We start from the raw sequence: 11,002 nt of genomic DNA, 5'->3' as shown, positions 1-11,002 counted from the left end.
GGCAAGTAGGTTACATATGAACGATTTGCTACTGGCGCAGATCGGAGAGCTCCTTGAGAGAGCCGATAACAACGCCAAGATTACAATTTCAGAGTGTGACAGGTTTTTAAATCAGATTCCGAGCTTTAGCGATAAGCACACCATAGAAGACACCAAGAGTTTTCTTGAATATTTGGGAAATCCGGAGCAGAACATTCAGATCATCCACGTTGCGGGAACCAACGGAAAGGGATCGGTATGCAATTACCTCTCTTCCGTGCTGACCAAAGCGGATTATACCGTCGGAATGTTTACGTCTCCCCATCTGGTGGCTGTCAATGAGCGCTTTGCCATTGATGGTAAGCCCATTTCAGAGGGTGTCTTTGTGGAAGTCTTTATTGAGACTCTGCGAAGGATCATGGAGTTTGACAAGGAGGGATATTTCCCCACCTATTTTGAATTCCTGTTCTTTATGGCAATGATACTTTATGATGTTTACCCCGTTGACTATCTCATACTTGAGACTGGACTTGGGGGAAGACTCGATGCCACAAACGCAGTAGATAACCCTATTCTTACAGTCATAACCGAGATTGGGTTCGATCACATGCAGTATCTTGGCACAACTATAGAGGAGATCGCTGCTGAGAAGGCAGGTATCATAAAGCGCGGAGTTCCCGTAGTCTTTTTTGACAAAAGACCTGAGAGCACCGGCGTGATCAAAAGAAAAGCCCTGGAACTTGATTCAAGAGCCATCGCAGTAGAACCTAAAAACATTGAAAACGTAGATATCACAAGGGATGAGAGCGGCAACAAATACATTGCTTTTTCATATAATTCCCTTTATGATAAATATGCTGATTTAAAGCTCTCCACAGAGGCTAAATATCAGACGCAGAACGCAGCTGTGGCTGTTACCTGCTTAGAGGTTCTCAGAGATAAGGGAGCTAATATTTCCGAACTGGATATCAGGGAGGGACTTCTTACATCTAAGTGGGATTGCAGGATGGAAGAGATGAGACCCGGCATATATGTGGACGGAGCTCACAACCTCGACGGAATCGAGGCTTTCCTCGATAGCGTGGAGGACATAGGCTGTGATGGCCGCAAGATGCTGCTTTTTGGCATCGTAGGCGACAAGCAGTACAAGGATATAATATATGAGATCCTTAAGAGAGGTCTTTTTGATTCCATATATGTGGCGACTCTTGAAACAAGCAGGACAGTATCCACATCAGACCTTAAGATTGCCTTTGAGGACTGCAAGGATGAGCTGGGCATTATCGGCCTGCCCATCAAGTATTACAGCAACGTGAGGGATGCTGTAACAGATGTAATAGCTATGAGAAAATCCGGTGACTATGTATTTGCCGCAGGTTCGCTTTACCTGGCAGGACAGATAAAGTCAGTCATCTGATTGTGTATTTTAGAGGGAAAAGTAATGCTAAATTTTGACGAAGAGCTTAAAAAGTTCAGACCCAGCCTCGAGATCGAGGATGCAGAGGAGATAATCTACAACCAGGATATCGATGATATGTCCGATGTTTTGGTCAAGCTCCTGAAAGATGCAAAAGTAGAAGCAGATACTGCAAAGAGGTCTAAGTAATAATGGCAACCACCAAGAAAAAGCTCGAAAGTTTGTCTAACCGATATTACAACGAGGGACTTGAAAAGGCCACAGTAAGAGATATGACAGGAGCTGTGGAGTCACTTCGCCAGAGTCTTAAGCTCAACAAGAACAACATTGATGCAAGAAACCTTTTAGGTCTTGTCTACTATGAGACCGGTGAGGCTGTACCTGCCCTTTCCGAGTGGGTAATCAGCAAGAACCTTCAGCCTGAGGATAACCTGGCCGACAGCTACATGGATATGGTCAGAAGTAATCCCGGTCAGTTCGATAATATCAATCAGACCATCAAGAAATTTAATATAGCGCTCAATTACTGCAATCAGGACAGCCTTGATCTTGCAGTGATCCAGCTTAAGAAGGTGCTTTCATTAAATCCCGGATTTATAAAAGCGCATCTTTTGCTTGCGCTTTTATACTTAAAGAACGGAAACTTTGACAGAGCCAAGATCGAGGCTCAGAAGGCACTTAAGCTCGATACAGGTAATCTTATGGCCAAGCGCTACCTCAAGGAAGCCGATTCAATGCTGCTTCCGGGTGAGAGTGGCAAGCTCGTATCTGACGTGGCTTCCTCTGAGAGCGATGATGTGATCAGATACAACAGTGGCAATGAGATGATCATTCAGCCTGTCAAGAAATCTGCTATCGCAAGAAGTAATTCCATTTGGGGAATCCTTCTTGGAATAGTACTGGGAGTTGCAGTAGCATGCTTCCTTATACTTCCTCAGCGCATTCAGAGCATCAATACCAAGAACCAGGAAAAGATTGCTCAGATCAGCGAGGAGTCAGATTCAAAGTCAGCACAGATAGTAGCTTATGAGCAGCAGATCGCATCTCTTCAGGAAGAGATCGACAAGCTCGGAGCTACCGTTACAGAATATGAAGGCGTGGATTCAACATCTGCAGCCATGAATTCGCTTATGAAGGCAGTTAACATCTACATGGAGGACTCACAGGACTACGAGGGTATGGCAGAAGCCCTTGCCAGCATAGACCTTGATGTCATCAGCTCGGATGTGTCTTCGGAATTTACTTCACTCTACGATTATCTGATGTCCCAGGTTGGGCCTCAGCTTGCAAAGTCCTATTACAATACAGGCTATGAAGCATATAAGAGTGAGGACTACGAGACAGCAATTGCCAACCTCTCGAAGGCTTATCAGTACGACAACACCAACGTCAACACATTGTATTATCTGGGAAATGCTTACAATGACAGTGGTGATATTAATAAGGCCAAAGAGGTCTTTGATGCTGTGGTTACAAATTTCCCGGACACAAAGAGCGCTGCAGCAGCTGAAACTAAGCTTGCGGAGATAAACAACTCAAATGGTTAATTTTTCTGACCTTAATTTTATATTCAGGTTTTTACCTGTATTTTTGGTGGCTTTTTATCTTACACCGGTTAGATTCAGAACATGGACTCTTCTTTTTGGGAGTCTTTTGTTTTATGCGGTGGGAGACCTTAGGATGTTCCCTGCCCTTTTAGCGGCAGTAGTAGTAAACTTCCTCTTTGCCAAGGCACAGTTTGGAGAAAAGAGTAAGTCTCTTTTATTCTTCGTTCTTGCAATAGACGCAGGAATGCTCATAGAATTCAAGATCCTTGGTCAGTATGTGGACAAGTCTCTTTTGCCTATTGGCATCAGTTTCTACATCTTCAAAATGATCAGCTATCAGATGGATGTATATAGGGGCAAAGTAGAAAAAGACGCATCATTTGTCGATGTTGCGGCTTATTTTTGCATGTTCCCACAGGTGGTATCGGGTCCTATCATGAGGTTTGACAAGTACCTTGAGAATACTGCCCTTAGGGAAAAGACATCTTTAAGTCAGATAGCAGAGTCCATAGAGGACGGACTTCGCTTCTTTGTAGCAGGTCTTGCAATGAAGGTTCTTCTGGCCGACCATCTGGCCATGCTCTGGAAGGATATCGGAACCATAGGCTATGAGAGTATTTCAACGCCTCTGGCCTGGCTTGGAGCCGTTACCTATTCACTTGAGCTCTACTTTGATTTCTGGGGATATTCGCTTATGGCAGCAGGAATCGGCGTAATGATCGGATTTCCCTTTATCACAAACTTTGACCACCCTTACGGAAGTGGCAGTGTATCAGAATTCTACAGAAGATGGCATGCAACCCTTGGATCCTGGTTCAGGGATTATATCTACATTCCTCTGGGCGGCAGCAGAAAGGGAGAAGCAAGGACAGTCTTTAACCTCCTGGTTGTCTGGCTCGTTACCGGTTTCTGGCATGGAATAACCTTAAACTTTATCATCTGGGGACTTTCGCTATGCTTTCTTATCATCTGCGAGAGGCTCTTTGTGCTTAAGAGATTTCCTGCGCCTCTTTCAAAGTTTGTTGGCAAAGTGAATGTACTTATTCTCATTCCGCTTACCTGGGTAGTATTCGCTATATCTGATTTCGACATGCTTGGAATATACTTTTCAAGGCTGTTTCCCTTTACAGGTTCGGGAATAGCGGTAAATCAGGGCGACTTTTTGAAAAATATCGGTATTTACTGGACTGTTCTGCTTCCATCGCTCCTTCTGCTGATTCCGAAAGTCTATGACTTTTGGGTAAATCGCAGGAACAGATGGATATTTAACATCCTATGGTTAATCCTGTTCTGGGCATGTATCTACAGCCTTGCAGGAGCAGCAGGCAATCCGTTTATGTATTTTAAGTTCTGATGAAAGGCAAATGATTTGAAGATCCTGAAGAAATGCCCGATCCTTGTGGGGATTGTGGTCATTACAATTGCATTATCGATAGTGTCGCTGATTTTCAAGGACACTGTATATGCCGGATATGCCGATAAGTATGAGTCCGGTGATATACCTCTTATGGCTCTGGCACTTAAGGGTGCGACAGATGAGATTTTTCCATGGAGCAGCACTGAGGAGGAAGCTCTTTTACCTGAGGATACACAAGGTCCTGATGAGGGAAAAGAGCTTACTGAAGAGGAGAGTGAACAGGAAGGAAGCGAAGAACCTTTAGAGGTTGTTGATATCTCCGGAAATGACATCTCAGGAAATGATATCTCAGGAAACGATGTTTCGGGAAATTCTGAGGATATTACCTACGAGTTTACCGAGGTTGATGATGATTACTTCACAGATGCAGTATTTATAGGCGATTCCAGGACCGTTGGACTTTCAGAGTACTGTGAGCCACTGGATACACGTGCAACCTTCTATGCCAAGGTATCCCTGACCATCTATGATGTGTTCAAGAAGGAGTACATCAAGACTGATGACGGCAAGATTGGACTCGAACAGGCCCTTACAGAGAATCAGTACGGCAAGGTCTATATCATGCTGGGACTTAACGAGATCGGAACCGGTGACAACGAGTATTTCAAGAATGCCTATGCCGAGGTGATAAATAGGATCAGAGAACTTCAGCCGGATGCAATAATCTACATTCAGGGCATTATGCACGTTGCTGCTGCAAAGAGTAGGGTCGACAAGAACTTCAACAATGAAAAGATCAATTCAAGAAACGCATCACTTGCGGAGCTTGCAGACAATAAGACCATCTTTTTCATAGATATGAACGAGTCGGTGGATGATGAGGAAGGAAACCTTGATTCAACGCTTTCTTCAGATGATGTTCACTTAAAAGCTTCAGCTTATGAAAGATGGCATGAGTTTTTACTTCATAATGCTATAGTGAGGTGATAAAATGGCTAGAGAGATGGTTTTTAAAATGGAGCGACCGGGACTGTTAAACGAGGGAGATCATGTAACGGTAACGGAGGGAGTGCTTCCAAGTAACTATTACTACACCATCGACCCGTCTCTTGCAATGAGCGGCAATTTCCCGTTCCGTGAGAGGATGCTCGAGAGAGAAGGCGTAGTGACCAAGGTAGAAGAAAACGCCAGAGGATTCTATGTTACAGCTGTTTTTGGTGAGCAGAGCACTTAGCGAGGTATTTTCGAGCTTAGTGCGAGCCATGGGTGAACACCTGGCGAGGTATTTTCGAGCCTGGTGAGAATCCCAGAGCAGAGCACTTAAATAAAAGGAGGAGAAATCATGGAATACATTTCAACAGACAAGGCACCACAGGCAATCGGCCCTTATTCACAGGCCATCAAGGCAGGAGATTTTCTCTATGCATCAGGACAGATTCCGATCAATCCTGAGGATGGAGAGATCGATACAACAACTATTGCTGATCAGGCTGACAGAGTCTGCAGAAATATCGGTGAGATCCTTCACGCAGCAGGCACAGACTATGAGCACGTTGTAAAGACAACCTGCTTCCTTGCTGAGATGAGCGATTTTGCAGCATTCAACGCTGTTTACGAGAGATACTTTACAGGAAAGCCTGCAAGAAGCTGCGTAGCAGTTAAACAGCTTCCGAGAAACGTTCTTTGCGAAGTTGAGGTTGTTGCATACCTTAAGTAATAACCTGGCGATATACATGGGGGAATCAATTTGAGATATCATATTATTGCCTGCACGGCGCTTGCAGCGGTACTTTTGACCGGATGCGGAAGCCTAAACGGCAGACACAATATTGATTCGGGATTTAGCTATATCGAGAGCCATGAGTATCAGAGCGCTCTGGAGAGCTTTGATGCGGCTGAGAAGGGTGAGGAGGATAAATGCCTTATTTACAGGGGAAGAGGCATTGCATACCTTAACAGGGGAGAGTACGACAAAGCTATTGAGAATCTTCTTGCTTCTCTTGCTGCAGATGAGGGAATAGTTGATGATATGGACTTTGATACCAACTATTACCTGGCAGAAGCCTATTTAAACACCAAGGACTATAACAAGGCAAAAGAGGTGTATGACGCCATTTTGTCTCTTAGAAGTAATGACAGCAACGCCTATTACCTAAGAGGCACAGCAGAACTGGCTTCAGGCAACCACGATGCCGGATACTCGGATTTTACCAAGGCTATAGCACTTAATTCCCGAGATTATTCAATGATCATAATGATTTATAAGGCACTTGATGAGTATGGCTATACCGATGAGGCTACAGCTATTCTTCAGACTGCCATAGACAACGGCAGGGAGTTTATGTCCAATTTCGAAAAGGGACAGATTTCCTACTACCTGGGGAACAATGCAGAGGCCCAGAGCTATTTAGAGGCTGCCAACAACGAGAGGAACCAGGAAAAAGAGCCTGTTGTCATTCTTCTTGGTCAGACCGGAGAAAAACAGGGCGATTATAACTATGCCATCAGTGTTTACAGGAACTACTTAAGCGAAGAGCCTGACAGCGCTCTTGTTTACAATCAGCTGGGTATGTGTCAGATCAGGCAGGGGGATTATTCGTCTGCTGTTTCTTCCTTTGAAGCCGGACTTGCCCTTGATGACAAGAATCTCAATCAGGCGCTTATGCTCAATGAGATCACTGCCTATGAATACAGCGGTGATTTTGATGTGGCGCAGAGCATGATGGAGACCTATCTTGCCAAGTACCCTGATGATCAGGAAGCCATAAGAGAAAATATATTCCTATCCACAAGATGATGTATAAGCCATGCAATTTTGCATGGCTTTTTGTGTTCGTTAAATTGACAAAAAAATATCAATATGTTATCATATACTAGTGTCCGTAAACGGGCACGGGGATTACAAAATTTTTTCAGGAGGGTATGTAAAAAATGGCAAAAACAGCAATTATCACAGGCGGCTCCAGGGGTATTGGAGAAGGAATGGCACTTAAGCTTGGAGAGCTTGGGTACAACGTAGTTATCAACTACAGAAGTGAGTCTTCAAAGACTCTTTCAGACAATCTTGCAGCTAAGATTTCTGAGCAGTATGGAGTAGAGACTTTAGTAGTTAGAGCTGACGTTAGTAAGTATGAGGATTGCGAAGCACTTGTAAAGGCTGCAGTAGATAAGTTCGGTGAGAATATCGACGTTCTTGTAAACAACGCAGGCATCACAAATAACTGTAACTGGATCGACATCAAGAGAGAGCAGTATGAGAACGTTATCAATACAAACCTTATGAGCTTCCTTCACATGACACACCTTGTTCTTCCTCACATGATCAACCACTCAAGCAAGGACAACCAGTGCTGCATCGTTAACACATCTTCAGTCGGAGGACTTACAGGTGTTATCAATCAGGCAGACTACTGCGCATCCAAGTCAGGTATCATCGGTCTTACAAGAGCTCTTGCTCTTGAGTTCGCAGGAAGAGGCGTTAGAGTAAATGCTATCGCTCCCGGAATGATCATGACGGATATGCTCCGCGGCGTTAACCAGGATGAGCTCAATGCTCTTGCAGCAACTATTCCGGAAGGATTCATCGGTGACGTTTCAGATATCGCAGGCGCTCTTGGATATCTCCTTACAGCACCTTACGTAACAGGACAGGTTATCTCACCTAACGGTGGATTCGTTCTTCAGTAATTAAATATCAGGCATATAATAAAACCCTACAGACTCATGATAGTCTGTAGGGCTTTTTTATTTAGTCTTATTCTTTTTGGGCTTGTCTGTGTGGGCTCTTATTATGCCCCTAACGGTTTCTGCAAGGTGGGGCTTAAGCTCTTCAAGGCTTACGGGATCGCTGTACATTATGGAGCTGTAGCCGGTTGAACCAACAAGTTCAATTATCATAAAGAGCATGACCTCCGGGTCCTTAAGGTTTAGTCCCGACTCTGCGATCATATTCTCATAAACTTTGGTAAAGTCCACGTCTTCATCACTCATAGGGGTGATGAGAGCTCTTTTAAACACTGCCCAGGACAAATCCTTGTAGATGAAGGATAAAAGTCCCTTGTTGGCAGCAAGTTCATCAAGGACATGGTCCATTATAAAGATGATACGCTCTTCAAAGTCTGTTATGCCCGATTCCTGAAGGGCATTGTAGGCCTGCATAAAGAGCTGCGAGGACTTGTGGGCGATGAGCCTGTTCCTTATATCATATTTGTCTTTAAAATAAAGATAGAAGGTTCCCTTGGCAACCTCTGCCTTATTCACTATGTCGGAGATAGAAGTCTTGTTGATGCCCTGAGATGTAAAGAGCTCAAAGGAGGCATTTAGAAGGTTTTCCATCTTCAGTTTCTTGTTTAGATCTGCTTTTCCCATTTGTTCACTTCCCTTTTAAACATATTATAGCATAGCGTCAAAGCGCTCGTTTCCATTTATTTCAAATGAAAATTATTAAAATGAAATAAAATTATGACTAATGGTCAAAAATATTATTGACCAGTGGTCATTTATGTGATATACCATAATACAGAAAGTGACCATCGGTCAATAATTATTTTTAATAAAAGAGGAGTGAGTGTTATGAATAAGCTTTCAAAACTGATTGTAAAGCTGAGATATGTAATCCTGATCGCAGCTGTAGCACTTCTGATTCCATCAGCAATCGGTTACTTTAACACAAGAGTCAATTACGATATCCTGACATATCTGCCCAAGGATATTGAGACCATGAAGGGCCAGGATATTCTTCTTGACCAGTTCGGGACAGGCTCTTTTGTCTTATATGTAGCTGAGGGCATGGAAGAGAAAGATGTTGCAGCTCTGAAAACTAAAATAGAGAATGTGGACCATGTAGCCAATGTACTCTGGTACGATTCCTTCATGGATCTGAGCGTACCAATGGAGATGCTTCCAAGTAAGGTCTATGAAGCCTTCAACTCAGACACAGCAACGATGATGTTTGTAATATTTGATTCCGGAACATCTGAGGACTGCACCATGGATGCCATTGAGGAGATCAGAAGGATTTCCAACAAGCAGTGCTTCATGAGCGGAATGAGCGCCATCGTTACAGATACCAAGAACCTGGCCATGAAGGAAACACCTATTTATGTGGGTATCGCAGTTCTTCTGGCAGTCATAGTTCTTTCACTGACAATGGATTCCTACCTGATTCCGCTGTTCTTCCTTCTTAGTATAGGAATGGCAATCGTCTACAACATGGGAACGAATATATTTAAGGGAGAGATTTCTTTTATTACCCAGTCACTTAGTGCAGTACTTCAGCTGGGAGTTACCCTTGATTATTCAATCTTCCTCTGGCACAGCTATCAGGAAGAACTGGAAAAGACATCTGACAAGAACGAAGCCATGGCAGCAGCAATTTCAGCCACCTTCCAGTCAGTTATCGGAAGTTCAATAACAACAGTCGCAGGCTTTGTTGCTCTTTGCTTTATGAGCTTCACACTGGGAATTGACCTGGGCGTTGTAATGGCTAAGGGCGTTATCTTTGGTGTAATCGGATGTGTAACAATCCTTCCTAGTATGATCCTTATATTTGACGGCCTTATTGAGAAGACAAAACATAAGCCTTTGATGCCTGAGTTTGAAAAGCTGCCCAAGTTTATTGCAAAGCATTATCTTGCATTCTTTGCAATCTTCCTGGCACTGATCTTCCCGGCACTTTACGGAAACAACCATACAAAGGTTTACTACGACCTGACTCAGACACTTCCTGACAGCCTTGAGAGTGTTCAGGGAGCAAACAAGGTCGATGAGAACTTTGATATGAACTCCGCATATATGCTCCTTGTTGATAAGAACTTGGATACAGCATCCATGAACGAGATGATATCCGAGCTTGAAAATACAGACGGAATTCTTTCCGTTCTCGGTGAAGATTCCGTTGTGGGACCTGCTTTCCCAAGAGAGTTCATTCCTGAGGATCTTTTGGATGATCTTCAGAGTGAAGAGTGGAAGATGATTCTTTTAACAACTGATTACAAGATCGCTTCCGATGAGATCAATGCTCAGATCGCAAAAGTAGACCAGATTGTAAAGAGCTATGATCCAAAGGCCATGGTAGTTGGTGAAGCGCCTTGTACCAAGGATCTGATCAACATAACAGACCACGACTTCCAGGTTGTAAACATCGTTTCCATCGGTCTTGTGTTCCTGATCATCGCCTTCGTGCTTAAGTCAGTATCACTGCCGTTTATCCTGGTAGCAGTTATTGAGTTTGCAATCTTTGTAAATATGGGTCTTCCATACTACACAAATACAACGATACCTTTCATCTCTTCAGTAGTTATCGGAACCATTCAGCTTGGTGCAACTGTTGACTACGCGATCCTGATGACAACAAGGTACTTAAATGAGAGAAACTCGGGCCATGATAAGAAGGAAGCTACTCTGATAGCTCTTTCAACCAGCATGAAGTCAGTCATAGTAAGTGCACTGAGCTTCTTTGCAGCAACCTTCGGTGTTGGACTTATCTCCAGTATCGATATGATCGGATCTCTGTGCATGCTTATGGCAAGAGGCGCCATTATCAGTATGTTTACCGTACTTCTGGTTCTGCCGGCTATGTACATGTTATTCGACGGACTCATCATGAAGACAACATTCGGACTTGGAACAGATGATAAAGAACATCATCACATTACAGAAATGTTCCACAGACATAAAGTAGCTTGATTTAGGAGGAGAATA

The 11,002-nt window shown here is 43.6% G+C and carries 11 protein-coding genes; 10 read left to right on the top strand and 1 reads right to left on the bottom strand.

Going from position 1 to position 11,002, the window contains the following annotated elements; translation table 11 throughout:
- Window positions 1–16: 16 nt before the first annotated feature.
- From G633_RS0108575 to G633_RS0108535, 9 genes are all read left to right on the top strand, one after another.
- Entirely contained in the window at window positions 17–1,396 is a 1,380-nt protein-coding gene (locus tag G633_RS0108575; RefSeq protein WP_081664729.1) for a bifunctional folylpolyglutamate synthase/dihydrofolate synthase, read from the top strand.
- Window positions 1,397–1,420: 24 nt separating this feature from the next.
- Window positions 1,421–1,585: a hypothetical protein gene (locus G633_RS20100; RefSeq protein ID WP_022769727.1), complete on the top strand. Its 165-nt coding sequence runs from the start codon at window positions 1,421–1,423 to the stop codon at window positions 1,583–1,585.
- Window positions 1,586–1,587: 2 nt separating this feature from the next.
- Complete coding sequence (locus G633_RS17885) at window positions 1,588–2,943, top strand: tetratricopeptide repeat protein (RefSeq protein ID WP_051200065.1); 1,356 nt, start codon at window positions 1,588–1,590, stop codon at window positions 2,941–2,943.
- A complete protein-coding gene (locus G633_RS0108560) occupies window positions 2,936–4,297 on the top strand; it encodes an MBOAT family O-acyltransferase (protein WP_026519663.1) in 1,362 nt (453 codons plus the stop codon). Before G633_RS17885 ends, G633_RS0108560 begins: the two co-directional genes overlap by 8 nt.
- A gap of 15 nt (window positions 4,298–4,312) precedes the next feature.
- On the top strand, window positions 4,313–5,287 hold the full coding sequence (locus tag G633_RS0108555; protein WP_026519662.1) for a GDSL-type esterase/lipase family protein: 975 nt from the start codon (window positions 4,313–4,315) through the stop codon (window positions 5,285–5,287).
- Between the two features lie 4 nt (window positions 5,288–5,291).
- A complete protein-coding gene (locus G633_RS0108550; protein WP_022769721.1) occupies window positions 5,292–5,534 on the top strand; it encodes a hypothetical protein in 243 nt (80 codons plus the stop codon).
- A gap of 108 nt (window positions 5,535–5,642) precedes the next feature.
- Window positions 5,643–6,017: a RidA family protein gene (locus tag G633_RS0108545; RefSeq protein ID WP_022769720.1), complete on the top strand. Its 375-nt coding sequence runs from the start codon at window positions 5,643–5,645 to the stop codon at window positions 6,015–6,017.
- A gap of 30 nt (window positions 6,018–6,047) precedes the next feature.
- Complete coding sequence (locus G633_RS0108540) at window positions 6,048–7,097, top strand: tetratricopeptide repeat protein (protein ID WP_022769719.1); 1,050 nt, start codon at window positions 6,048–6,050, stop codon at window positions 7,095–7,097.
- A 134-nt stretch (window positions 7,098–7,231) separates the two neighbouring features.
- Window positions 7,232–7,987 carry an SDR family NAD(P)-dependent oxidoreductase gene (locus tag G633_RS0108535; RefSeq protein WP_022769717.1) on the top strand — a complete coding sequence of 252 codons (756 nt, stop codon included), beginning with the start codon at window positions 7,232–7,234 and terminating at the stop codon, window positions 7,985–7,987.
- A 57-nt stretch (window positions 7,988–8,044) separates the two neighbouring features.
- Here the strand turns inward: G633_RS0108535 and G633_RS0108530 are convergent, their stop codons facing one another.
- Window positions 8,045–8,668, bottom strand: coding sequence for a TetR/AcrR family transcriptional regulator (locus tag G633_RS0108530; protein WP_022769716.1), 624 nt, complete (start codon window positions 8,666–8,668; stop codon window positions 8,045–8,047).
- A gap of 204 nt (window positions 8,669–8,872) precedes the next feature.
- Here G633_RS0108530 and G633_RS0108525 point away from each other — a divergent pair, with 204 nt between their 5' ends.
- Complete coding sequence (locus tag G633_RS0108525) at window positions 8,873–10,987, top strand: efflux RND transporter permease subunit (protein ID WP_051154946.1); 2,115 nt, start codon at window positions 8,873–8,875, stop codon at window positions 10,985–10,987.
- Window positions 10,988–11,002: the final 15 nt, after the last annotated feature.

The sequence above is a fragment of the Butyrivibrio sp. FCS006 genome (assembly GCF_000424525.1).
Lineage (GTDB): Bacteria > Bacillota > Clostridia > Lachnospirales > Lachnospiraceae > Butyrivibrio.
Note: the sequence above shows the minus strand (reverse complement) of the source record. Positions and strands in the feature narration are given on the sequence as shown.

Coding starts and splice junctions, on each gene's coding strand:
- G633_RS0108530 (WP_022769716.1), bottom strand. CDS start 8,668: ATGGGAAAAGCAGATCTAAACAAGAAACTGAAGATGGAAAACCTTCTA.
- G633_RS0108550 (WP_022769721.1), top strand. CDS start 5,292: ATGGCTAGAGAGATGGTTTTTAAAATGGAGCGACCGGGACTGTTAAAC.
- G633_RS0108560 (WP_026519663.1), top strand. CDS start 2,936: ATGGTTAATTTTTCTGACCTTAATTTTATATTCAGGTTTTTACCTGTA.
- G633_RS0108525 (WP_051154946.1), top strand. CDS start 8,873: ATGAATAAGCTTTCAAAACTGATTGTAAAGCTGAGATATGTAATCCTG.
- G633_RS20100 (WP_022769727.1), top strand. CDS start 1,421: ATGCTAAATTTTGACGAAGAGCTTAAAAAGTTCAGACCCAGCCTCGAG.
- G633_RS0108535 (WP_022769717.1), top strand. CDS start 7,232: ATGGCAAAAACAGCAATTATCACAGGCGGCTCCAGGGGTATTGGAGAA.
- G633_RS17885 (WP_051200065.1), top strand. CDS start 1,588: ATGGCAACCACCAAGAAAAAGCTCGAAAGTTTGTCTAACCGATATTAC.
- G633_RS0108575 (WP_081664729.1), top strand. CDS start 17: ATGAACGATTTGCTACTGGCGCAGATCGGAGAGCTCCTTGAGAGAGCC.
- G633_RS0108545 (WP_022769720.1), top strand. CDS start 5,643: ATGGAATACATTTCAACAGACAAGGCACCACAGGCAATCGGCCCTTAT.